We start from the raw sequence: 24,146 nt of genomic DNA, 5'->3' as shown, positions 1-24,146 counted from the left end.
GCGAGGGATTGGGCGCGCTTTCCCTTGGCAGATGCGAAGCGTCAGGCGAGCGCCGACGCAGCAGACAGCCCCTGCACGTGTTGGGCGATACGTCCGCGTGCGAACTGAAGTGCTGTCTGGGCGACGCGCTCGCCGAGATGACGCGCTGTGGCCAGGTCCGCTTCGGGCGGTGCCAGATCAGGGCCCTGATCGGTGTTCGATTGGGCCGCCGCGCCCAGCCAGAAGCCGAGGCGGTTGAGATCGTTCGCCGAGCCCTGCGTGGAGTTGTTCGCGGGCGGCAGGCCTAGGTTCACCCAATGCATGCCGTGCTGCGCGGCAAAGAGCGCCATCTGGATGAGGGTGGCGAGTTTGTCACCGGCGTGTGCGCCGGAGTTGGTAAAGCCCGCGGCGATCTTGTCCTGCCACACGTAGCCCTTCGTCATGACGATGTTCGACGTGGCTTCGGCAAACACTCTGAATTCCGCCGACGTGCCGCCCATGAAGGTGGGCGCGCCGAAGATGATGGCGTCGGCCTGTTCCAGATCGTCCCAGCGCGACGGCGCAGTTTCGCAGGGAATCAGGAGGGCGCTCGCACCGTCGGCGCGTTCGACACCTTCCTTGACGGCGGCGGCTTGTCGCGACGTGTGGCCATAGCGACTGTGAAACACGATCGCGACGTTTGTACTCAACATGCTTGACTCCATTCGTTCAGGGGATGAGAGGGGGATGGGGTATAGGTCGTAGCTCAAAGGGGCTTGCTCACAACTCGACCAGCACCACGCCTTTGAGCTTGCCCGCGCAGGCTTCCTGCAAGGCGAGTGGTGCGTTCTCCAGACCGTGGAACATCGTGCACGGCAGGTGAAAACTGCCGTCGAGCCGCCATGCGTTCTGACGCTTTATCCATTCGTCGAAGACGTCCTCGTCGTCGTCCGCGCTGTAGCCGCGCAGCGTGATGCCTTTGATCGGCAACTGGAAGGCGTCGATTTCGGTCGGTGCCACCGAGGTGGAGTGGTCCGCGTGCAACTCCGCGCCGAGTGCGCCCAGAATCGCGAAGCGGGCCCCTTCGCGGGCCTGTGCGACGGCGGCGGTCAATTGCTCGCCGCCGACCATATCGACGAAGACGTCGATGCCGTCGGGGGCGGCTTCGGCCAGTTGGGCGGCGAAGGGCTTGCCGTTGCGCACGATCACGGCGTCGTAGCCGAGGGCCTGCGTCATCCAGCCGGCTTTCTCGGCGCTGCCGGTGCTGCCGATGACGCGTGCCGCGCCGAGACGGCGGGCGATCTGACCGGCCATCGAGCCGATGGCGCCGGCGCCGCTTGAGACCAGCGCGGTGTCGCCACGTTTCACCGTGATGCCCCGCGTGAGCGCGGCGTAGGCCGTCCAGCCATGGCCGAGGTAGGCGGCCGGATCGAGTGGCCCGGCCGGCAGCCGTTTGCAATGCCGTGCGTCGACCACCGCGTGTTCGCGCCAGCCGAGCCGATGCGAGACGATCATGCCCGGCATCAGGCCGGATTCGGGTGTGGCGGCGATCACTTCACCGATGGCGCCGTCGGCGAGCGCGTCGCCGGGCTTGAGTGTGGGGAACGGAATGCCCTTGATGGCCGTGGCTTCGCGGCTGGCCATCAGCCGTGTGGAGATCGAGACACGAAACCATCGGTTGCGCACGAGCACTTCGTGCGGTGCCAGCGGCGGCAGGGGGGCTTCGGTGAGTGCGAAATATGACGAGGTCAGCGTGCCCTCTGGATGGGCAGTGAGCGTGACTTCTCGGGTGGTGCGGGGGAGGGCTGACATGGCAAAGTCCGTGGCAAAAACAGGGGCAACATGCGCTCGGGAATCGACGCAGGTATATTGGAATTTTTGCGTGGAACCCCCGCCATGCCTACTCGCCTTTCCTCAGGGCCGGTCGCCGCCCGCAGAGTCCCGCGACAGCAGCGTTCGCGGGCGACGGTCGATGCGATTATCGAAGCGGCGGCTCGCGTTCTCGGTGCGCGCGGCTGGGCCAAATTCAATACCAACGAAGTCGCCAGCGTCGCCGGTGCGAGCATCGGCTCGTTGTATCAATACTTCCCCGACAAGCTGGCGCTGGCCGAGGCGATTCGGGAGCGTCATCTCGACGCCGTACTCGCTGTTCTGCCCGATCCGGACGCGCCGCATGTGCCGACGCGCCTCGACACGCGCGTTGCCGATCTGATCGACGGCGTCATCCGGATTCACGCCGGTGACCAGCGTATGCATCACGTGCTGCTTGAGGAGGTGCCGCTTTCGACCCGTACGCAGGCCTTCGATGCGGAGTATCTGCGCCGCTATCAGGCGCTGATCGTGCCGGACGGGCAGGCGGCGTGCGAGCCGCGCGACGCCGTTGCGGCGAGAGTGCTTGCCGCCGCAGTCGAAGGGGTCGTGCATGCGGCGGTATCGCGCGGTGAACTCGGTTCGCCCGAGGTGCGCCGGGAACTCAACGGTTTTGTGGGCGCTTATCTGCGCGAGCGCCACGGTGGACTCGCGCTCAGGGGCTGACGCACAAGCGATGGCGATACGCGCCGGGCAAGCCGGATATCGGGCCGCCGGTCAGCCGCGGTTACCGGCATCTGTCCAACGTGCATAGTGCGACGCGAGGAAGATGAAATGCGTGCGCTGAAATTCAGGGAGCAGGTCGATGGCCGTTTCCCCTCTGGCGTTGACGCGCAGGACATCGGCGCCGGCGGCCAATGCCGCTACGATCGCAATGATCGCCGCGCTGTATTGCGTGGATTCGGGGCGTAGGGTCCGGGCGAGGTGATGCAGCACCGAGTTCATTTCCCGGTCCGTCGCCTGGGGCGGTGCGCCGAACTGGAGTACCACGCGCGCGGCATCGATATAACCGTCGACGACAAGACCTGCGGTGAGTGGCATGCCGTTCAGATCCACGACGCACAGATCGGCACCGTGTTCGGTCAACAGCCCGATGCGTTCTTGCAGTGTGCGGTTCATCTCGTGAGACGTCGCGCCGGCAGCGCGAGCAGCGCGTGTCGCGGAGGCGAGCGCGGTGTGGAGCAGGGGGCGGCCACTCGAATCGCACTGACTGGCGCACGGGCTGATGTCCAGCAAGAATGGCAGCCAGTCAGGCGCGTGCGTGGCGCACAGATGCGAGAGCGGGGGCAGGCTGTGCCCCATGCGGTACGGATCCGGGACATCGACGACGGTGTCGCGTCCGACGGCGACCAAGACCCGCAACGCCTGGCCGAGATTCAGGGGATGGGGTTCCGGTAAGACCTGTGAGTGCAACTGTTGGCTCAAGTGATCGACGAACAGCCGTTGGTAGCCGTCCGGGGTTGCGCCGTACCTGAGCCAGAGCAGCAGTCCTTCGTCCGAAAACAGCAGGTCGAGGTTGTCGCGACTGGGCCAGTCATGCAGGGCGGCAGTGCAGAACATGCCGGTGTCGCGCAGTTGTTCGAATGTGCGGGCCGTCGCGGGCCTCGTGAGTAGCGAGATCACGGCCGTGCGCAGTTTCGCCGTGTCGACGCGATTTGTCTGTCCTTCGCGGCTTGCAAAGGCGCAGAGCGCGAGCAGTTCATCGGCGGCAGCACACCCGGCGCACGAGAGAATGCTGGTGAGCAATGATGCACGGATGCGGCCTTCCCGGGACTCGGAAAGTACGTGCGCCAAGGGTTGTCTTGCTAACGCCGCGAGGTGGGCGTTGGATCCTGCGGCGGTGGTGGCGGGCGCGGCTTGAGGGGACACGGTGAGTGGCGCAGCGGGTGGCACAGCGGGTGAAACCGGGGGCATGAGCGGATGGGTGCGAGGCATGGCGGCGTGAGGTGGCATGGATGCGGTGAGGGAGAGCGGCATCATGCGAGCGCACCGGCGTCGCGGCTGTCGTTTCCTGCGGTGGCGTTGCGGACTCTGTGCGATCCGTGACGCGCTTACAATGTCGCCTTGATGCGCCGCGCTCATGCGTCGCCATGATGCTTTTTTCCAGTAGCTTGCCCATGTCCGATTCGAACGACCTCGGTGCCACGTCGCCCGAAACAGAACCCCAAACCGAAGCGACCGCCGCGGTGATTGCCGCCACACGTCACTGGCTCACGCGCGCCGTCATCGGCCTGAATCTTTGCCCGTTTGCCAAGGCCGTGCATGTGAAGCGTCAGATCCGCTATGTCGTGAGCGATGCGCACGACATGGAGGGCGCACTGCTCGACCTTGAGCGCGAATTGCAGTGGTTGGCCGAAGCCGACCCGGAAGCCGTCGACACCACGCTGCTGATCCTGCCCGATGCGCTGCTCGATTTTCACGAGTACAACGACGCGTTGTTCTTCGCGGAGCGCATGCTCAAGCAGTTGCGCTTCGAGGGCGAATTGCAGGTAGCGAGTTTTCACCCGGACTATCAGTTCGAAGGCACCGGCCCGGACGACGCGGAGAACTACACCAACCGCTCGCCGTACCCGATTTTGCATCTGCTGCGCGAGGCGAGCATCGACCGCGCGGTCGAGGCGTTTCCGGATGCGGAGGAGATCTTCGGACGCAACGAATCGCTGCTGCGCAAGATGGGCGTAGCGGGTTATCACGCGTGGATGGCGGAGCCTGCGGAAGACGAAGACGGGGCGAATGACAACGCGATGGGCGATGCCGAGGCGAACAAGCCGGCAGGGGATGGGAAGTAATTGAGGCAGGAACCCCACCAGGACAGGTGGGGTTTTCGGCGCACGCCAAAAACAAAAAAGCCGCGCGACGGAATCGAGCGGCTTTCTTGTTGACTACGTACTACCTTCTGCTTGCATGACCAGGGACTGAAGAAGTCGCTGGTGCCGGAGAGAGGAATCGAACCCCCGACCTTCTCATTACGAATGAGCTGCTCTACCGACTGAGCTACTCCGGCGCTGCGAAGAAGTGAGATATTAGCAGGTTTTCCGCGATTGTCACGCCTTTTTTCAGAGATTTTTTGTCATCAGCGCGTGCGCGCCGCGTAAATCCTTGAAATTACAGAATTCCTGCGCTTCGTCATCGCGAAAATTTTTTGCGCGTACTGCGCCAACCTCGCGATGACGACAGCCATCGACCTCACTGCCTTCCGCACTTACTTCTTGTCGGCCTCGTGGTGATAGCCGGTCACGCGCTCGACTTCGTTCTTCGAACCGAGGAACACCGCCACGCGCTCGTGCAGTTTCTGCGGCTGAATATCGAGAATGCGCTGCACGCCATTGGTCGCGGCACCGCCCGCCTGCTCGACGAGGAAGCTCATCGGGTTGGCTTCATACATGATGCGCAGCTTGCCCGGCTTGTCCGGATCACGCTTGTCGGCCGGGTACATGAACACGCCGCCGCGCGTCAGGATGCGATGCACGTCGGCCACCATCGAGGCGATCCAGCGCATATTGAAGTCCTTGCCGCGCGTGCCTTCCTTGCCTTCCAGCAACTCGCCGATGTAACGCTGCACCGGCGGGTACCAGTGGCGCTCGTTCGACATGTTGATGGCGAATTCCTTGGTGTCTTCCGGAATGCGCATGCCTTCTTGCGTGAGCACCCACGAGCCCATTTCACGATCGAGCGTGAAGCAGTTCACGCCATGACCCGTGGTCAGCACCAGCACGGTCTGCGGGCCATACACGGCATAACCGGCGGCGACCTGTTGCGTGCCCGGTTGCAGGAAGTCCTGTTCGGTCGGGTCCGTCACGCCTTCCGGGCAACGCAGCACCGAGAAGATCGTGCCGATCGACACGTTCACGTCGATGTTCGACGAGCCGTCGAGCGGATCGAACATCAGCAGGTATTCGCCTTGCGGGTAACGGTTGGGGATGTGGAAGACGTCTTCCATCTCTTCCGACGCCATGGCCGCGAGATGGCCGCCCCATTCATTGGCTTCGAGCATGATCTCGTTGGAGATCACGTCGAGCTTCTTCTGGACTTCGCCTTGCACGTTTTCACTGCCGGCGCTGCCCAGCACGCCACCGAGGGCGCCCTTGGACACGGCGTGGCTGATCGACTTGCACGCGCGCGCAACGACTTCGATCAACAGACGCAGCTCTGCGGGAATGTTGCTGTATTCCCGCTGCTGTTCGATGAGATATTGGGTGAGGGTCTTGCGGCGCATAGGGGCCTCCAAAAGCAAAAAAGCGTTCGTATTTCGCGACGGACGCAATTTTACCCGCAAAGACCCGCCGCCCCGGCGAAAAAACGCGGGGCGGGGCACTGAAGGATCAGTCGAGTCCGTCGAACAGGGCGTCGTCCGGGCCGACATGCGAGGGCGAGCGCCACGTGGCGTCGCGCATGCTGTGCTGCACTTGCTTGTCCACGCCGAGCAGAATCGCGAAGATCGCCATGCGCACCGGAATGCCGTTGTCAGTCTGACGGAAGATCGCCAGACGCGGGTCGTGATTCAGATCGGTCGACAGATCGTTAGCGCCCGGACGGCTGTCGCGCGGCAGCGGGTGCATGATGATCGTGCGGCTGTCGCAGTACGTGTTGATGAGCGCTTCGTTGATCTGGAAGTCCGGCGTGTAGCCTTCGATGGCTTCGTCGGCAAAGCGCTCTTTCTGAATGCGCGTCGCGTAGACCACATCCGCACCGGCCAGATCGGCGAGCGAGTTGCTCTGCACGATGACGTGGCCGTTCTGCGAAATCTGATCGAGAATGTACGTCGGCATTTCGAGCGACGGCGGCGAAATCAGCGTGAACTTCAGGCCGCGGTACAGCGCGAGCAGCTTGATCAGCGAGTGCACCGTGCGGCCGTAGCGCAGGTCGCCGACCATCGCCACATGGGCGCCGTCGACCAGCTTGCCCAGACGCGAGAATTCGCGGCCGATGGTATACAGATCGAGAATGGCCTGACTCGGGTGTTCGCCGGGACCGTCGCCGCCGTTGATCACCGGAATATTGGTGGCACGCGCAAACTCGGCGACCGAACCTTTTTCCGGGTGACGCACGACCAGCGCGTCGACGTAGCCGCTCATCACGCGGCTCGTGTCGTAAATCGACTCGCCCTTGGCCATCGACGAGAACGTGAAGCCGGTGGTGTCGCACACCGAGCCGCCGAGACGGCAGAACGCCGAGCCGAAGCTCACGCGGGTGCGGGTACTGGCTTCGAAGAACAGGTTGCCGAGCACTGCACCTTCGAGCACGCGCGAGATCTTCTGGCGGCGGGCAATCGGTTGCATGATGTCGGCGACGTGGAACAGCTCTTCGAGCGAATCGCGCGAGAACTGGTCGACGGAGATCAGATGCGGCTTGCCGTCGAGACCCATGCGTTCACGCAGCGGCTTGTGTGCGCTTTGCGTAGATTCCGCAGACGGCGCTTCACGGCCGAGGATTTCGCCGACGAATTTCTCGACGATGCTCGGCATCGTGCGATATTCGCTGGAATCTTCGGGGAGCAGCCAGGTGTCGAGGGCGCGCCGGCGAACGCCGATACGCTCGGCGAAGGTGTCGCGGGTCATGTTCAGGCGACGCATCGCGTCGCGCAGGAAAGTCTGCTGTGCACTCATGGTCGGGTCGGCAGGGCTGTGTACGCGATGCGTATAATAGGCGTCGATTCGTTGTTTGTCCAGCAAAAGACGTGCCCCTTGTGGGGCCGCGCCAGCCGGGCGTTTCCGGCATTTCCGGCGTATTGCCGCACAGGTATGGAAAACCTTCTCCGCAAGCTCGACCTCACTTCTTTGCGCCTTTTCGTGGCCGTCTGCCAGGAGCGGAGCATGGCACGCGCGGCCGAGCGCGAATTCATCGCGCCGTCGGCCATCAGCCGGCGTATTGCCGATATCGAGGCCATCGTCGGCCTGCCCCTGATCCAACGTCACCAGCGCGGCATTACCGTCACCCCGGTGGGCGAAACCGTGCGCCGCTACGCCGAGCGCATTCTCGGCACCATCGAATCCCTCGGTGCGGAGCTGTCGCAGTTCCATGAAGGCGCGCGCGGCAGCGTGCGCATTGCCGCCAACCTGTCGGCCATCGTGCAGTTTCTGCCCGAAGATCTTGCCGCATTCGGCCGCGTGTTCTCGGCGGTCGACGTCGAACTCGATGAACAGCACAGCAATGAAGTGCTGCAACGCGTTGGCGAGCGCGCGGTGGACGTGGGCATCTGCAACGCCGTGGCTGGGATCGAAGCCTTCACGATGGTGCCGTACCGCCGCGACCGGTTGGCGGTGATTCTGCCGGTGGGCCACCCGCTGGCCGCCCGCACGGGCGAGATTGCGTTTTCGGCCTGCGTGAACGAAACGCTCGTCGGCCTGCAAGGCAATAGCGCTCTTACCCAGTTGCTGCGCCAGCAGGCGAGTGCGGCGGGCGCGTCGCTGCGCATCAAGATCCGGGTGTCGAGTCTGGATGCGCTTTGCCGCATGGCGCACGCCGGGCTGGGCATCGCCATCGCGCCCGAGCAGGTCGGCCAGTTGTATGTGGGCAAGCTCGACGTGGTGGTGCGTCCGCTCACCGACGAGTGGGCCCATCGCCAACTGTGGATGGTGTTCCCATCGCGCGAACAACTCAGCGCGACCGCTTCCGCCGTGGTGAACTTCCTCGCGCAGGGGCAAGGGCAGCAGGGCGAGCCGGTGTAACAGGAGCAACAGGCGCAACAGGCGGGGTGTAACAGGTGATAGGCGAGGGGGCAGGCCTTCGCAAACCGTCATGCCGGGATTGCCAAGACGGCACGGCAGGCCCCAAAGGCCGCCGCTATGCTGTCTTTCGGAGGTAATCGCTGCATGGAAGACATCATTCGTTTTGACGGCCGCATTCTGTTCTTGTCCGACGACCCGGCCATCGTGCGCCGGCAGATCGCGGGCGAGACCGTCACCCGCGCCGAGGCCGGCACCTTGCGTGAGAATGTCTCGACCGACGAGATCACGCCCGTCACGGTCATGCTCACTTACGACGAGCGCCTTGGCCGCTACCCTTATGTCGGTTTCAAAGCGGGAAACGAACTCCCCATCGGCGAGCACGACATTCGCCGCGGCGGCTTTCAGGTGACTGTCGCCGGCAAGCGCTACGGCAAGGGCTCGTCGCGCGAATCGAGCCCGCTCGCGGAATTGTCCGCCGGCATCCGGCTCATCGTGGCCGAGAGCTTCGAGCGCATTTATCAGCAGAACTGCGACAACATCGGCATTCTGACGACGACCGACTTCGGCGTGCTCGATCGCATTCTCGCGGGCGAAGCCATTCCCATCACCGAATTTCTCAAGGGCCGCGACGCTCTCACGCAGCAGATCATCCGCAGCGGGGGCCTGCTCGCCTACAGCAAATTTGCCGAATGGCCCGTGCCGGTGTCCGGTGGTGTCGATGGCGCCAATGCCTCGACGGCATCCGCGGCCGATGCGCCGCCGCGCACGCTCGTCGAAAAGATCATTGCGCGCCGCCTGCATCCGGCCACCCCGGGGGCCGCGCGTGGCGACGGCGTGTTCGTCGCGGTCGACTGGCGGTTCTCGCACGATTACTTCACCGGCATGTGCGCGCACCTGATGCATCGGGCGTTTGGTGAGCCCGCACCGTTGCACGACCCGGCACGCATCATCGTGTTTCAGGATCACCTCGTGCTGGCCGCGCAGAGTCATCCGCACGTCACGCAGGGCTTGCTCCCCGGGGTGGCGAACCTGACGAGCGGTCACCGCGAGTTTGCGGCGCGGTATCCCGTGCTCGCGCATGGCGAACTGACCGATGCCGGGGGCGCTTCAGGAGACGCTGGCGCCGACGGTATCTGCCACGCGCTCATGGCGGAGCGTTACGCGCTGCCGGGGCAGATCGTGATCGGCACCGATTCGCATACGCCCCACGCCGGTGCGCTGGGTTGCCTCGCCTTCGGGGCGGGGGCGACGGACATCGCGAACAGCTGGACGACGGGCTACGTGCGGTGCAAGGTGCCCGAGACGCTGCGTATCGAAATCGACGGCGCGTTGTCGCCGGGCGTGACTGCGAAGGACGTGGTGCTGCATCTGCTGCGGCTCGACGCGATTCGCAGTGGCGGCGCGATCGGACTGGTGTTCGAGTACGGCGGCAGCGCGGTGCGCGCGATGTCCATCGACGAGCGCGCGACGCTGACCAACATGGTGGCGGAGCTGGGTGGATTCACCGGCATCGTCGCACCCGACGAGAAGACGGTCGCCTTCCTCAAGACGCGCCGAGGCGTGGATTTCACCGTCGAGCCGTGGATGACGAGTGATGCCGACGCGGTGTATCGCGACGTGATCCGTATCGACGCGACGTCGCTCACGCCGATGCTCGCGCGACCCGGCGACCCGGGCAATGGCGTGGCGCTGAGCGCACTGGAAGCGCCCGTGTCGATCGACATCGCGTATGGCGGCTCGTGCACGGCGGGCAAGCGCGACGACTTCGATGCCTATCACGACGTGCTCGCGTGGGGGCTGGCGCACGGCATGCGCGTGGCGCCCGGCCGCTCGCTGTTTCTGCAATTCGGCACGATGGACGTGCGCGCGTACTGCGAGTCGCGTGGCTATCTGACGACGTTCGAAGCCGTGGGCGCCACGCTCATCATGCCCGGTTGCGGCGCTTGCGCGAACTGCGGGCCGGGGCAGTCGACCACGCGCGAGCAGGTCACCATCAGCGCCATCAACCGCAATTTTCCCGGCCGTTCGGGGCCGGGCAGCGTGTGGCTGGCGAGCCCCTATACGGTGGCGGCGAGTGCGTTGGCGGGGCGTATTGCAAGCTTTGAAGAACTTCAACGCGCGACATAAATCGGTGACCGGCGCGACATCATTCGTGGCAGAATTTGGGCCTCGCGCCTGTTGATTCATGGTGTATCGCGACGCAACGCTCACGTAGTCACATGTGATTTGCATGGGATGCCACTGGGCGATGCGTCGACAAAAAGCTGTTCGGCCATGACCGGACAGGCCCGGAGACGACTTTCATGCCATCCCCCCAAGTTTCGATGCCTTCCTCGCCTGCCACCTCTGCCGCCGCCCCTGCGCGCGCGGCCTCAACGCTCACTGCCGGTGAGATTTCCGCCCGCCTCGATCGCCTGCCGCCCACGCGCACCGTGTGGAAACTGGTGGTGTTGCTGAGTCTCGGGTTCTTCTTCGAACTCTACGATCTGCTCTACACCGGCTATATCGCGCCGGGGCTGGTCAAGAGCGGCATCCTGACGCCGACCACGCCGGGCTTGTTCGGCACCACCGGCGTTGCGAGTTTCATCGCCGCATTGTTCTCGGGCCTGTTCATCGGCACCATCGCCTGCGGCTTCCTCGCGGACCGTTTCGGACGGCGGGCGGTCTTCACCGGTTCACTGCTCTGGTACACGGTCGCCAACGTCATCATGGCGTTTCAGGAGACGTCCACGGGCGTGAACTTCTGGCGCTTTATCGTCGGGCTCGGCATCGGCGTCGAGCTGGTCACCATCGGCACGTACATCGCCGAGTTGGTGCCCAAGCAGATTCGCGGGCGCGCGTTCGCATGCGAACAGGCGGTGGGCTTCACCGCTGTGCCGGTCGTGGCGTTTCTCGCTTACTGGCTCGTGCCGCGCGAATTCCTCGGTCTGGAGGGCTGGCGCTGGGTGGTGCTCATCGGTGCGCACGGTGCCGTGTTCGTCTGGTGGATTCGCCGCGCATTGCCCGAGAGCCCGCGCTGGCTGGCGCAGAAAGGGCGTCTGGAGGAAGCCGATCGCGTGCTGAGTGCGCTCGAAGCGAAGGTTGCCGCCGAGTACGGCAAGCCGCTGCCGCCGCCCGGCGTGCCTGAGCCGGTCGTGCCCAAGGGGGCGTTCCGCGACATGTGGGTGCCGCCGTACCGCAAGCGCGCCATCATGATGATTCTGTTCAACATCTTCCAGACGGTGGGCTTCTACGGTTTCGCCAACTGGGTGCCGACGCTGCTCATCAAGCAAGGCGTCACCGTGACCACGAGCCTCGGCTATTCGAGCGTGATTGCGCTGGCCGCGCCCATCGGACCGCTGATCGGCCTGTGGATGGCTGACAAGGTCGAGCGCAAGCACGCCATCGTGTGGACCGCCGGTATCGGCATCGTGTGCGGGCTGGTGTTCTCGCAGGTGACGTCGTCGTTCCTGCTGATCGCAATGGGCATCGGTCTCACGCTCGCCAACAACATCATGTCGTACAGCTATCACGCTTATCAGACGGAACTGTTCCCCACGGGCATTCGCGCCCGCGCGGTCGGTTTCGTGTACTCGTGGAGCCGTTTCTCGGCCATCTTCACGGCGTTCCTGATCGCGTCGGTGTTGCGCAATTTCGGCGTGACCGGCGTGTTCGTGTTCATCTCGCTGGCGATGCTCGTGGTCATGCTGTCGATCGGCCTGATGGGACCGCGCACGCGTGACGTGGCGCTGGAGAAGATTTCGCAGTAAAAAGGCAGAGACTGGAGGACGAGATCATGGCGGATCTGCAAACCGAAGCGGCCTACGAGGCCAATGCCGTGCGTTACAGCGACGACTGGCTCAACCAGCCGCCGCCGGACGATATGTATGCGCTGCTGGTGCGGCACTTCGTGCCGGGCGGCCGCACCGTCGATGTGGGCTGCGGCAATGGCCGCGATGCGGCGTGGCTGGCGCAGGCGGGATTCGACGTAGTGGGTTACGACAACTCGCCCGCGCTGGTCGAACTCGCGCGCAAGACGTTTCCGTGGGTATCGTTCCATGTGGGCAAGCTGCCGCAACTCGAGAACGTGACGGAGACCTTCGACAACGTGGTCTGTGAGACGGTGCTCATGCATTTGAACGCGGCCGACGTGCCTGCTGCGGCCGACCGGCTCTGGACGCTGGTGCGCCCCGGTGGCGTGCTCTACGTGTCGTGGCGCGTGACCGAGGGCACGGACCAGCGTCATGAAGACGGTCGCCTCTATAGCGCGTTTGCACCGGATGTCGTGCGTGCGGCGTTTCACGAGGGCGTCGTGCTGCATGAAGAAGACGTGACGAGCGCGAGCTCGGGCAAGCGCGTCTGCCGCCTGATCGTGCGCCGGCCCGCCTGACATCGCTCTCGCTACAGCAGTTCGATTTCGGGCAACGAGAGCAGGCTCGTCTCGCGCATCAGCGAGACGAATTCCCCAATATACGGACGCGCCGTAATCGCCGGTAGCGTCGCCGCCCACAACTCCGACGTCAGCCCCTTCGGCGTGATCGGCCGTGCGCTCACATAGCGCCGTTCCAGATAGGCGGTGACGGCCCACAACGGCAGGGCCGCCAGCCCGCGCCGGCTCGCCACCAATTGCAGAATCGCCACCGTCAGCTCGGTGGTACGGCGCGTGGGCTCGATGCCCGCCGGGCGCAGCACCTGACGCACGATGTCGAGCATGTCGTCCGGCACCGGGTAGGTGATCAGCGTCTCGTCGCGAAAGTCCTCTGCATCGAGGTGCGTCTTCGCGGCCAGCGGGTGATCGTTGGCCATCAACGCCATCATCTGGAAGCGGAACAGCGGGTGGAAATCCACCGCTTCGCCCTCCTCATGCTCCGAGATGATCGCCAGATCGGCACGGTCCTGATGCAGCAGACCAATCGGGTCGGCATGAAAGCCCGACACGATATCCAGTTCGACTTCCGGCCAGCGCACGCGAAACGCGTCCATGGCGGGCATCAGCCAGTCGAAGCAGGTGTGGCACTCCACCGCGATGCGCAGCGTGCCCTGCGTGCCCTGTGCGAGCCGTGTGAGATCGCGCCCGGCCTCGTCGACGGCAGGCACCACCTGTTCTGCCAACGCCAACAAGCGCTTGCCGGCTGGCGTAAAGACCAGCGGGGATGACTTGCGCACGAACAACGGCAGCCCGTAGAAGTCTTCCAATGCCTTGATCTGATGCGAGAGCGCCGATTGCGTCAGATGCAGCCACAGCGCCGCGCGCGACACACTGCCGGTATCGCGCAACGCCAGCAGCGTCTGGAGGTGCCGAAGTTCGATGGGAGTTCGCTGCATGAATGAAATTAATGTTAATCGGCAAAAACTTTCGTTTGAATAATACATGAGCGCCCGGGATACTGCCATTCTGGGCGGGGCTTACCCGCCCGTTTCGCACAACATCAGCAATCGGGAAGACAACGCTCATGGCCCAAGCCCACGTACTCGGACTGCCGCGCATTGGCGCGCAACGTGAACTCAAATTCGCTCAGGAGGCGTTTTGGCGCGGCGACATGGAGATCATGGCGTTGCAGGCCACCGGGCGCAGTGTTCGCGCGGCCAACCGCGCTGCCCAGCGTGCCGCCGGTCTCGACTGGATTACCGTCGGCGACTTCCATTGGTACGACCAGGTGCTCTCCACGCTGGCGCTCGTCGGCGGTCTGCCAGGGCGTTTCGGTGCCAAGCCCGAGGCGCTCACGCTGACCGACTACTTCACCGCCGCGCGCGGCAACGCGCAACACAGCGCGATGGAAATGACGAAGTGGTTCGATACGAACTACCACTACCTCGTGCCCGAGTATTCGCCGCAGACGCGCTTCGGCAAGGGCGTCGACTGGCTGTTCGAAGAAGTGGCCGAGGCGCTGATCGAGGGCACCAACGTCAAGCCGGTGTTGCTCGGCCCGCTCTCGCTGCTGTTCCTAGGCAAAGAGAAGGGCGGGCTGGAGGATCGTCTGACGCTGCTGCCTGACCTGATCACGCAATACGTGCGGGTGCTCTCGCGCCTGAAGGCGCAGGGGGTGACGTGGGTGCAGATCGACGAGCCGATTTTCGCGCTCGACTTGCCGGTGCGCTGGCGCGATGCGTTCGCACCTGCCTATGCCGAACTCGCCGACGTGGCGCCGTCGCTGCTGCTCACGACCTACTTCGGCGACGTTAGCGAGCATGCGGCGCTGCTCGCGTCGTTGCCCGTGGCTGGCGTGCATCTCGATGGCGTGCGCGCCCCGCAACAACTGGCCGCATTCGCCGCGTGCTGGCCGGCAGACAAAGTGCTGTCGGCAGGCGTCGTCGATGGCCGCAATGTCTGGCGCTGCGATCTGGCGCGCGCACGGGCAATGCTGATGCCGCTCGCCGAGCAACTGGGCGAGCGCTTGTGGGTGGCGTCGAGCTGCTCGCTCATGCACTGCCCGGTCGATCTGGCGAGCGAAGTGGGTCTGGATAAGGAAGTCCGCAAGTGGTTGGCGTTCGCCGTGCAGAAGCTGGGCGAAGTCGCGTTGCTGCGCCGTTCGCTCGACCCTGGCGAGTTTGCGTCGGCCGATGTGCGTGCCGCGTTTGTCGCTGATGGCACGGCTCAGGCAGAGCGCCGCACCTCGCCGCGAATTCACAACAGCGTGGTGCAAAAGCGGCTGGCGGCGCTGACCGATGCCGACGCGCGCCGTTCCTCGGCCTATCCGGTGCGTGCCGAGGCGCAACAGGCATGGCTCAAGCTACCGGTGTTGCCGACGACAACGATCGGGTCGTTCCCGCAGACGCCCGCCATTCGCAGTGCCCGCGCCGACTTCAAGCGCCGCGCGATGACGCATCTGGATTATCTGGAAACGATGCGCGCGCAGATTCGTCTGGCGATTGAAAAGCAGGAAGCCTACGGCCTCGATGTGCTGACGCATGGCGAAGCCGAGCGCAACGACATGGTCGAGTATTTCGGCGATCTGCTCTGGGGTTTCGTGATCACCGAACACGGCTGGGTGCAGAGCTACGGCTCGCGATGCGTGAAGCCGCCGGTGATCTACGGCGATGTGTATCTGCCCGAGCCGATGACGGTGACGTGGAGCGCCTATGCGCAGAAGCTGACCGACAAGCCCGTCAAGGGCATGCTGACCGGCCCGGTGACGATACTGCAATGGTCGTTCGTTCGCGATGATCAGTCGCGCGAACTGACGGCTTTGCAGATCGCGCTGGCGTTGCGCGAAGAAGTGGCGGCGCTGGAAAAGGCCGGTGTGCGCGTGATTCAGATCGACGAGCCGGCGCTGCGCGAAGGGCTGCCGCTGCATGCGAACGACTGGCCGGCGTATCTGGCGTGGGCTGTGCGGGCGTTCCGTGTGTGCTCGTCGGGCGTGGCAGATGACACGCAGATTCACACGCACATGTGCTATTCGGAATTTCAGGACATTCTCCCGTCGATTGCCGCGCTCGATGCCGACGTGATCTCGATTGAAGCGGCGCGCTCGGCGATGGAGCTGCTGGGTGCCTTCGAAGCGTTCGAGTACCCGAACGAGATCGGCCCGGGCGTGTACGACAATCACTCGCCGCGCGTGCCATCGCAGGCGGAGGTGGAGCGCCTGATCGAAGCTGCCCTCGCGCGTATTCCGGCCGAGCGGTTGTGGGTCAATCCGGACTGCGGTCTGAAGACGCGTGACTGGGCGCAACTCGACGGCGCATTGACGAATCTCGTGGCGGCGGCAAAAGCGGTGCGGGAACGGTTGGGGCTGACGGCAACGGCACAGGCGGCCTGATTCGTCGGCTGATTTGGCTGATTTGGTTGATTCGGCTCAAAGGCCCCGGTCATGAAAAAAGGCGATGCGTATTTCTCGCATCGCCTTTTTCTTTGCTGCGTCACCCCATCAGCGTGACTGCCCAGCCGTTCAGGCCAGCGCCTTCTCCACGATTTCGCGCACGTCTTTCGACAGTGCTTTGTGGTCCGCGACTTGTTGCAACGCGTCGCGCATACGGTCGCGCAGCGTCGGCGTGTACTTGCGCCAGCGGTCGAGTACGCGTGCGAGGCGTGCAGCGACTTGCGGGTTCAGGGCGTCGAGCGACAGCACTTGTTCCGCCCAGTACTGATAGCCCGAGCCGTCGGCCGCGTGGAACTGCGCCGGGTTGCCGCTACAGAAGCTGAAAATCAACGAGCGCGCGCGGTTCGGGTTCTTGATCGTGAACGCCGGGTGGCGCATCAGCGCGCGCACCGCATCGATCACACAGTGACTGCCGTCACCGCGTTGCATGGCCTGCAAGGCAAACCATTTGTCGATGGCCAGCGCTTCGTGTTCAAAGCGCTGGTAGAAGTCGTCGAGCGCCTCGGCGGCGTGATTCTGTCCATGCGCCGCATCGCCGTCACGCGCGGCACCGCCACGTTGCACGAGTGCCGTGAGGGCGGCGAAGCGGTCCGTCATGTTGTCGGCAGTGTCGTACTGCGTGCGGGCGGTTTGCGCCACGCCAGCGTCCGACAGCTCCATCAGATACGACAGCGCGAGGTTCTTCAGCGCGCGTTCGCCAGCCGATGCGGCATCCGGGCGATAGGCACCCGGCACGCGGTGGTTGTGATACGCAGCCAGCCACTCGGTATGCAGCGAGGCGGCCAGACGCTGACGCAGATACTGACGCGCCGCATGAATCGCGGCGGGGTCGATCTCGCTCATCTGCTCGCCGAGGTACGACTCGGCCGGCAGCGTGAGGGCCTGCGCGCGGAAGGCCGGGTCGAGCGTTTCGTCGCGCAGCACCTGACGGAAAGCTTCGAGCACGTAGCTGTCCACGCTCGGCAACTGGCCCATCTGAATCGATTCGACCAGTGCCAGCAACTGACGCGTGGCGAGGCGTTGGCCCGCTTCCCAGCGGTTGAACGGATCGCTGTCGTGCGCCATCAGGAACGCAAGTTCGTCGATGGTGTATTCGTGCTCCACGATGACCGGCGCAGAGAAACCGCGCAGCAACGAGGGCATCGGCGTGTGATCCACGTCCACGAACGTGAAGCTCTGACGCTCCTGCGTGAAGTCGAGCACGCGCGTGGTGGCGGCGGGGGCATCCGCCGGTTCACCGGCCAAACGCAGCGCCATGTCGCGGCCGTCGCGATCGAGCAGGCCCACGGCAAACGGAATATGGAACGGCTGTTTGACGAGCCCGCTGTCGTGCAATTCGACACCGACCTTCGGACAGCGTTGCGTGAGCGTGAGCGTATAGGTGCGTGCGGCTTCGTCGTAAGTGGCGTCAACCGTCACGCGTGGCGTCCCGGCCTGGCTGTACCAGCGGCCGAATTGCGTCAGGTCGCGCTGATTGGCATCGGCCATCGCGGCGCGGAAGTCGTCGCACGTCACGGCTTGACCGTCGTGACGCTCGAAGTACAGGTCCATGCCCTTGCGGAAGCCGTCGCGGCCGAGCAGCGTCTGATACATGCGCACGACTTCGGCGCCTTTCTCGTAGACGGTGACGGTGTAGAAATTGTTGATCTCGACGTAGCTCTCGGGGCGCACGGGGTGAGCCATCGGGCCCGCGTCCTCGGGGAACTGCGCTTGACGCAGCACGCGCACGTCGTCGATGCGCTTGACCGCGCGGCCCGAGTCCGAGCCCATCATATCGGCCGAGAATTCCTGATCGCGGAACACCGTCAGGCCTTCCTTGAGACTCAACTGGAACCAGTCGCGGCAGGTCACGCGGTTGCCGGTCCAGTTATGGAAATACTCGTGGCCGACCACGGCTTCGATGTTGCCGAAGTCGTCATCCGTCGCGGTGGCGGCATCGGCCAGCACATACTTCGTGTTGAAGATGTTCAGGCCCTTGTTTTCCATCGCGCCCATGTTGAAGTCGCTCACGGCGACGATCATGAAGCGGTCGAGATCGAGCACGCGGCCGAAGCGCGTTTCGTCCCAGCGGATGGAATTGATGAGCGAGTCCATCGCGTGTTCGGTCTTGTCGAGGTCTTGCGGCTGGACCCAGACCTGCAACAGCTTCTCGCGGCCATCGCCGGCCACGATGCGCGCTTCGCGGCACACCAGACGGCCTGCGACCAACGCGAACAGGTAGCTCGGCTTCTTGAACGGGTCGTCCCAGATCGCGAAGTGGCGGCCGTCAGGCAAATCGCCCTTGTCGATCAGGTTGCCGTTGGCGAGCAGCACCGGATACGCTTCGCGATCGGCGCGCAGCGTGACGGTGTAGGTCGCCATCACATCCGGACGGTCGAGGAAGTAGGTGATCTTGCGAAAGCCTTCGGCTTCGCATTGGGTGAAGAAATTTCCGCCCGACACGTACAAGCCCATCAGCGACGTGTTCTCCTGCGGGCAACAACGCGTGACGAGCGTGAGTTCGAACGCTTCGGGCGGTGCCTCGACGGTGAGCGTCTCTTCGCCGGTGCGGTAGCCGCTCCACGGCTTGCCGTCGACTTCGAGGCTCACCAGTTGCAGGCCCTGACCGACCAGTTCGAGATCGCTCCCCGCGCCTGCCGGGTTGCGATGCACGCGCAGGCGGCTGGTCACGGTGGTGACGTCGGGAGCGAGGTCGAAGTCGAGTTGGACGGTGTCGATCAGGTACGCCGGAGGCGTATAGTCGGAGCGCTGAATAAGGCCAGCGATATCGGTTCTGAGCATGGACGGTGATTTTGCGGACGGCCAAGGATTCACAAATTGTAACGGATTGCCGCGTTTTGGCTCGTCACTTGGTGCAACGTCGAAAAATTTGGAGAATTTTGCGCGTGCCGAACCGTCAAAGATTCGGGAGGTGCACGAGGCACCGTCCTATGCTTAAATCGGCGCGAGGGGCGCGCTTTGCCGTACTTGGCATTTCTCTGGAGCAGTGAATCATGTGGAAAAGATGGGGAATGGCGACGCTGGTCGCTGCCAGCGCCATGCTGGCCGGTTGTGCCAGCACGGTCACGAGCCAGGTGACCGCGTTTGGCGACTCGCCGGGCTTTGATGGGCCGCGCACTTACGCGCTCACGCGTACCCCGGAGCAGCAGAACAATCAGGAGCACGCGACCTACGAGCAGTGGCTGCGCAACCGGCTTGCCGGTGACGGTTTCGCCGAGCAAAGCCCGTCGTCGGCTCACTATCTGGTGGGCATGAGCTATGGCATCAGTCAGCAGATGATGCGCGTGGCCGAGCCGGCCTACGACCCGATGTTTGCACGGGGGCCGTGGGGACCGTGGGGACGTCCGTGGGGCTGGTACGGTTACCCGTATGGCGGCGCGATGCCGGCCTACATCGAGCGTGACTATCCGTATGCGCTCAAGGGGCTGCAACTGCGCTTTACCGACCGGGCGAGCGGCAAGGAGGTGTATCGCGTGTCGGCCGAGACGAGCGATGGGGGCACGTCGCTCGCATCCACCATGCCGTACCTGATCGATGCGGCGCTCAAGCAGTTGCCGTTCCCGAGCGGGCGCACGGTCAACGTGGAGCAGAAAGTCGGACAGTGATGGGTGAGGGCGCAGCACGGCAGGCCGTGTGCAGCGCTGTCATGTGACAGGTTGCGCAAACGCCGGGCAGGGCGTCGTGCCGCTGAAAGCGCGGCGCGACACCTTGCCCGGCGTTTTTGTTTTTCTGCGTTACTGCATCAGCGTGATGATGCCGAGCACCAGGAAGATGACGGCGGCCACCGCGTGGACGGCGCGCGTGGGCAGGCGTCCCGAGAACTTGTGGCCGACCAGCACGGCGGGCACGTTGGCGAGCATCATGCCGAGCGTGGTGCCGGCGACCACGCCGAAGAAGTCCTGATAGCGCGCGGCGAGCATCACCGTGGCGATCTGCGTCTTGTCGCCCATTTCGGCGATGAAGAACGTCAGCACGGTGGAGGCAAACACGCCGAGCTTGCGCTTGGTGTTGGCGTCTTCGTCGTCGACCTTGTCGGGAATCAGAATCCAGATCGCCATGCCGATGAACGACGTGACGACGGCCCACTTCATGATCGACGGGCTGATGGCGGTCGACAGCCATTCGCCCAGCGCACCGGCGAAGCCGTGATTGACAAGTGTGGCGACGAGAATGCCAAGAATGATCGGCACGGGCTTTTTAAAGCGCGCAGCGAGAACGAGGGCCAGCAGTTGGGTTTTGTCGCCGATTTCGGCGAGACCGACGACGCCGGTCGAGATGAGGAATGGGGACACCTTATTTTTTCTCCGCCGGGCCACGTTGATGCGAGCCAATGACAATGCATCCCGGCCCGGTTGGCGGAAGCATCGTCATCGGTCTCGCCAGGCCCTTCGGCTGCGCACGCCATAGCCGAAATCGGCCAAGTCTGTTGACGTACGCCCCTGCCGGTACACGCACTACTCGCAATACACGATGTGCACGACAGGGCGGCTACTCCCCAATGAATCGGAGCGGATTATAGCATCGGATTCGTGACACGCAAGTGATGGCGCGCACACCGTGGGGCAATTTGCCGCGCGTGGTGGTGCGAGTTCACCGCGTGATGCGCACGGTGGCGTCGCGGTGCCCGGAAAGCAAAAAAGGGCGGCCGAAGCCGCCCAAGGAGATCCCCGACCGCATGCCCCTTGCGCACGGTCGGCGACCGCGGGGGAACGTGCGCCGCGCCAAGGCGGCGGCGTACGTTTCCTCGCGAAAGCAATGCAACAACGTCATGCACGGGCTCAATGCGCAAACATCAGCGCCTCGATGTCAGTGCGCCGCGCGTCGATGCACCGGCTTGCCGGCGGCATACGTCGTGGCAATGGCACGGTCGTCGCCGAGCATCGCGAACGCGAACAGCAACTCTTCGAGCGACTCGGCCAGCGCAGAACGGCGGGCGAGCAACGGCGTCGCCTTCGGATCGAGCACCACGAAGTCGGCTTCCGCCCCGACTGCCAGCGTACCGATCGTGCCGTGCAGATCGAGCGCGTGTGCGGCGCCTTCGGTGGCCAGATAGAACATGCGCTCAGCCGTGAGGTGATAGCCCGACAAGCGCGCGACCTTGTGCGCTTCGTTCATCGTTTGCAGCATCGAGAACGTGGAGCCGCCGCCCACATCGGTGGCGAGCGTCACCGGCATGCGCGTGGCTTCGGCCGACGCGAAGTCGAACAGGCCGCTGCCGAGGAACTGGTTCGACGTCGGGCAATGTGCCGCGACGGTGCCGGTCTCGAACATGCGGCGGCGGTCGTGGTCGTCGAGCCAGATGCAATGGCCGTACACGGCGCGTCGACGCAGCAGCTTGTAGTGGTCGTACACGTCGAGATAGCTGCGATGGCCCGGGAACAGCGAGCGCACCCATTCCACTTCGTCGGTGTTCTCGGCAACGTGGCTCTGGATGAACACGTCCTGATAGCGCTGCGCGAGTTCGCCGCACACGCCGAGCTGGGCTTCGGTCGAAGTCGGGGCGAAACGCGGCGTCAGGGCGTACATCTGGCGGCCGTGGTTGTGCCAGCGCTGGATCAACGTCTCGCTGTCGCGGCCGCCGCTCTCGGCGGTATCGCGCAGGAATTCCGGACAGTTGCGATCCATCATCACCTTGCCGGCAATCATGCGCAGGTTGCGCGCATCGCTCGCCTTGAAGAAGGCATCCGCCGAACCCGGGTGCACCGTGCAGTACACGAGCGCCGTGGTCGTGCCGCCGCGCAGCAGTTCATCGAGGAAGAACTGAGCGACGTCGGCCGCGTATTCCGGGTTCTCGAAGCGGCGCTCGGTCGGGAACGTGTACTTTTCGAGCCACGGCAGCAGGCCGGGGGCAGGCGACGCGATCATGTCGGTCTGCGGATAGTGAATGTGCGTGTCGATGAAGCCCGGTGTGACGATCTTGTCGCGCAGGTCGTCGATGGGCGTGCCGGCGGGGAGCGTAGGCGCCACCTTGGCGTAGTCGCCCACGGCGGTGATGCGGCCGTTTTCATACGCGACGATGCCGTCGGTGTGATGCACCGTGCCGGGCGTGCCGTCGAGGTAGGCGCGTGCCGGGTCGTGCGTGAAGTAGACCAGTTGCGCGCGTACGGCGCGCAAGGCTTGGGTCGTGGTGGACATTTGCAGGGTCCTTATGTCGTTACATTTGCGTGAGCAGCAGCACTGCCAGCGCGGCGACGATCCACATCGCCGGCTTGATTTCCTTGGCGCGCCCGGTGAACAGCTTGAGCACGACGAAAGCGAGGAAGCTGTAAGCGATGCCGTCGGTAATCGAGTACGAAATCGGGATCATCACGAGCGCGATGAAGCTCGGGATGGCCTCGTCCATGCGGTGCCATTCGATGCGGGCGACGGACTCCATCATGAACACGCCGACCAGAATCAGCGCCGGCGCGGTCGCGATGGCGGGCACCAGCGAGAGCATCGGCGAGAGGAACAGGAACGGCAGGAACATCAACGCGCAAACGACCGCCGTGAGACCCGTGCGTCCGCCTTGGGCGATGCCCGCGGCCGACTCGATGTAGGCGTTGGCCGGGCTCGTACCGAGCGGGCCTGAAATCAGCACCGAGAACGAATCGACGATCATGGCCTGACGCATGTTGCGCGGATTGCCGTCGCGATCCTTCATGTTACCGGCTTCGGCAATGCTCATGAAGGTCGAGAGGGTATCAAAGAACGCGGTGAACAGCATCACGAAGATGAACGGCAGATACGCGACTTTCAACGCACCCAGCAGGTCGAGCTGGCCGATGCCGGAGAAATCGGGCGCCGCGAAGAAGCCGTGGAAGTTCACGAGCGTGGCGGTAGCGATTTCCTTGGGGAAGTACGCGGTGCCGTCGCCCCAGAAACGGCCGATCGGAATGGCCATCAGCGTGGTGACGACGATACCGATCATCAGCGCGCCGTTAACCCGGCGGGCGACCAGCACGGTGGTCAGTGCCAGCCCGATCAGGAAAGTGACGGTCGGCGGCGACAGATGCGCGAGACGCACGACGGTGACCGGGTCGCTCACGACGAGCTTGGCGTTGACCAGCCCGATCACGGTGATGAACAGGCCGATGCCGCACGAGATGGCGTAGCGCAGATTGGCCGGAATGGCATCGACGACGAAGCGTCGCACGTTCAGCGCCGCGAGCAGCGCGAACAGAATGCCCGACCAGAACACGCAGCCCAGCGCGGTCTGCCACGGCATGCCGACGCCATGCACCATGGTGAAGGCGAACAGGGCATTGAGGCCCATGCCGGGGGCAACGAGCACCGGGTTACGGGCATACAGGCCCATGGCGCAGCTGCCGAAGAAGCTGATGAGCACAGTGGCCGTCAGCGCAGCCGGGAACGCCATGCCGGTCTTCGACAGAATGGCCGGGTTCACGACGATGATGTACATCGCCGCGAGGAAGGTGGTGATACCCGCTATCACTTCCGTACGGAACGTCGATCCGAGTGCTGTGATACCGAAATAACGATCGAGTGCCGATGCAGGCTGCGCGCCCGCCACGCGCGTGGTGTCTTGTGCCGCTTCGGGCGCGGCGCTGCCTGCCGGGGGGCTGAGCGATGAGTCCATGGGGTGTTGTCTCCGATGTTCTTAGATGTCGTGTGCCTCTTTGACGTCGCCGGTGTGGGGGCACCGGGATGCGCGCATTTGGGCACGCTCGAAAAATAGCATTCACGTCTGGTGAAAATATTCCTTATGCGGAATGTCGGACATCATCCGGGGCTAATACATCGTGCCGACATTCCCGGGGAATCGCGCTGGTTCTCAATACGGTGTCTCACATTCCCACCGTTGGTATTGGCTGAAGGATTGCCGTGCGCCGATCACCATAAAAAAAACGCGAAC

The 24,146-nt window shown here is 64.1% G+C and carries 18 protein-coding genes, 1 tRNA gene and 1 riboswitch; of the genes, 8 read left to right on the top strand and 11 right to left on the bottom strand.

Annotated features, from left to right (window positions below):
* Positions 1-41: 41 nt before the first annotated feature.
* Together CDV46_RS07445 and CDV46_RS07440 are read right to left on the bottom strand one after the other, a co-directional pair.
* Complete coding sequence (locus CDV46_RS07445; RefSeq protein WP_170935839.1) at positions 42-671, bottom strand: flavodoxin family protein; 630 nt, start codon at positions 669-671, stop codon at positions 42-44.
* Between the two features lie 67 nt (positions 672-738).
* On the bottom strand, positions 739-1,770 hold the full coding sequence (locus CDV46_RS07440; protein WP_087722221.1) for an MDR family NADP-dependent oxidoreductase: 1,032 nt from the start codon (positions 1,768-1,770) through the stop codon (positions 739-741).
* 84 nt (positions 1,771-1,854) lie between these two features.
* Between CDV46_RS07440 and CDV46_RS07435 the strand changes: the two genes are divergently transcribed.
* Complete coding sequence (locus CDV46_RS07435; RefSeq protein WP_087686679.1) at positions 1,855-2,493, top strand: TetR/AcrR family transcriptional regulator; 639 nt, start codon at positions 1,855-1,857, stop codon at positions 2,491-2,493.
* 51 nt (positions 2,494-2,544) lie between these two features.
* On the opposite strand, the gene CDV46_RS07430 is transcribed toward CDV46_RS07435, so the two are convergent.
* Positions 2,545-3,621 carry a hypothetical protein gene (locus CDV46_RS07430; RefSeq protein WP_140413317.1) on the bottom strand — a complete coding sequence of 359 codons (1,077 nt, stop codon included), beginning with the start codon at positions 3,619-3,621 and terminating at the stop codon, positions 2,545-2,547.
* A gap of 323 nt (positions 3,622-3,944) precedes the next feature.
* Here CDV46_RS07430 and CDV46_RS07425 point away from each other — a divergent pair, with 323 nt between their 5' ends.
* Complete coding sequence (locus tag CDV46_RS07425) at positions 3,945-4,616, top strand: DUF1415 domain-containing protein (RefSeq protein ID WP_087722219.1); 672 nt, start codon at positions 3,945-3,947, stop codon at positions 4,614-4,616.
* 139 nt (positions 4,617-4,755) lie between these two features.
* Here CDV46_RS07425 and CDV46_RS07420 read toward each other — a convergent pair.
* From CDV46_RS07420 to CDV46_RS07410, 3 genes are all read right to left on the bottom strand, one after another.
* Positions 4,756-4,831 (bottom strand) — tRNA-Thr (locus CDV46_RS07420).
* Between the two features lie 198 nt (positions 4,832-5,029).
* Positions 5,030-6,043: a class 1 fructose-bisphosphatase gene (locus CDV46_RS07415; protein WP_087686682.1), complete on the bottom strand. Its 1,014-nt coding sequence runs from the start codon at positions 6,041-6,043 to the stop codon at positions 5,030-5,032.
* Positions 6,044-6,149: 106 nt separating this feature from the next.
* The gene (locus CDV46_RS07410) at positions 6,150-7,433 is read right to left on the bottom strand and encodes an aspartate carbamoyltransferase (protein WP_058377817.1); all 1,284 of its coding nucleotides are present in this window, start codon (positions 7,431-7,433) and stop codon (positions 6,150-6,152) included.
* Between the two features lie 135 nt (positions 7,434-7,568).
* Here CDV46_RS07410 and CDV46_RS07405 point away from each other — a divergent pair, with 135 nt between their 5' ends.
* The 4 genes from CDV46_RS07405 to CDV46_RS07390 all read left to right on the top strand — a co-directional run bounded on the left by CDV46_RS07405 (position 7,569) and on the right by CDV46_RS07390 (position 12,864).
* Positions 7,569-8,495: a LysR family transcriptional regulator gene (locus CDV46_RS07405; RefSeq protein WP_087686683.1), complete on the top strand. Its 927-nt coding sequence runs from the start codon at positions 7,569-7,571 to the stop codon at positions 8,493-8,495.
* 144 nt (positions 8,496-8,639) lie between these two features.
* Positions 8,640-10,622, top strand: coding sequence for an aconitase family protein (locus CDV46_RS07400; RefSeq protein ID WP_087722218.1), 1,983 nt, complete (start codon positions 8,640-8,642; stop codon positions 10,620-10,622).
* A gap of 197 nt (positions 10,623-10,819) precedes the next feature.
* Complete coding sequence (locus tag CDV46_RS07395) at positions 10,820-12,244, top strand: MFS transporter (protein WP_087686685.1); 1,425 nt, start codon at positions 10,820-10,822, stop codon at positions 12,242-12,244.
* A 26-nt stretch (positions 12,245-12,270) separates the two neighbouring features.
* A complete protein-coding gene (locus CDV46_RS07390) occupies positions 12,271-12,864 on the top strand; it encodes a class I SAM-dependent methyltransferase (protein WP_087722217.1) in 594 nt (197 codons plus the stop codon).
* 11 nt (positions 12,865-12,875) lie between these two features.
* Here the strand turns inward: CDV46_RS07390 and CDV46_RS07385 are convergent, their stop codons facing one another.
* On the bottom strand, positions 12,876-13,799 hold the full coding sequence (locus CDV46_RS07385; RefSeq protein WP_087686687.1) for a LysR family transcriptional regulator: 924 nt from the start codon (positions 13,797-13,799) through the stop codon (positions 12,876-12,878).
* A 128-nt stretch (positions 13,800-13,927) separates the two neighbouring features.
* Here CDV46_RS07385 and metE point away from each other — a divergent pair, with 128 nt between their 5' ends.
* The gene (metE, locus tag CDV46_RS07380) at positions 13,928-16,231 is read left to right on the top strand and encodes a 5-methyltetrahydropteroyltriglutamate--homocysteine S-methyltransferase (RefSeq protein WP_087722216.1); all 2,304 of its coding nucleotides are present in this window, start codon (positions 13,928-13,930) and stop codon (positions 16,229-16,231) included.
* A gap of 129 nt (positions 16,232-16,360) precedes the next feature.
* Here the strand turns inward: metE and pepN are convergent, their stop codons facing one another.
* Entirely contained in the window at positions 16,361-19,072 is a 2,712-nt protein-coding gene (pepN, locus tag CDV46_RS07375; protein ID WP_087722215.1) for an aminopeptidase N, read from the bottom strand.
* Between the two features lie 212 nt (positions 19,073-19,284).
* Here pepN and CDV46_RS07370 point away from each other — a divergent pair, with 212 nt between their 5' ends.
* Complete coding sequence (locus tag CDV46_RS07370; RefSeq protein ID WP_064675049.1) at positions 19,285-19,896, top strand: DUF4136 domain-containing protein; 612 nt, start codon at positions 19,285-19,287, stop codon at positions 19,894-19,896.
* A 129-nt stretch (positions 19,897-20,025) separates the two neighbouring features.
* On the opposite strand, the gene CDV46_RS07365 is transcribed toward CDV46_RS07370, so the two are convergent.
* From CDV46_RS07365 to CDV46_RS07355, 3 genes are all read right to left on the bottom strand, one after another.
* Complete coding sequence (locus tag CDV46_RS07365) at positions 20,026-20,583, bottom strand: TMEM165/GDT1 family protein (RefSeq protein ID WP_058377826.1); 558 nt, start codon at positions 20,581-20,583, stop codon at positions 20,026-20,028.
* A gap of 22 nt (positions 20,584-20,605) precedes the next feature.
* Positions 20,606-20,800: riboswitch (yybP-ykoY riboswitch) on the bottom strand.
* A gap of 297 nt (positions 20,801-21,097) precedes the next feature.
* Positions 21,098-22,426 carry a guanine deaminase gene (gene guaD, locus CDV46_RS07360; protein ID WP_087722214.1) on the bottom strand — a complete coding sequence of 443 codons (1,329 nt, stop codon included), beginning with the start codon at positions 22,424-22,426 and terminating at the stop codon, positions 21,098-21,100.
* Between the two features lie 19 nt (positions 22,427-22,445).
* Positions 22,446-23,870 carry an NCS2 family permease gene (locus CDV46_RS07355; protein ID WP_249277391.1) on the bottom strand — a complete coding sequence of 475 codons (1,425 nt, stop codon included), beginning with the start codon at positions 23,868-23,870 and terminating at the stop codon, positions 22,446-22,448.
* Positions 23,871-24,146 lie beyond the last annotated feature (276 nt).

The organism is Pandoraea sp. PE-S2T-3 (genome assembly GCF_002179965.1).
Lineage (GTDB): Bacteria > Pseudomonadota > Gammaproteobacteria > Burkholderiales > Burkholderiaceae > Pandoraea.
The sequence above is the reverse complement of the archived record's forward strand: the minus strand, read 5'-3'. Positions and strand labels throughout refer to the sequence as shown.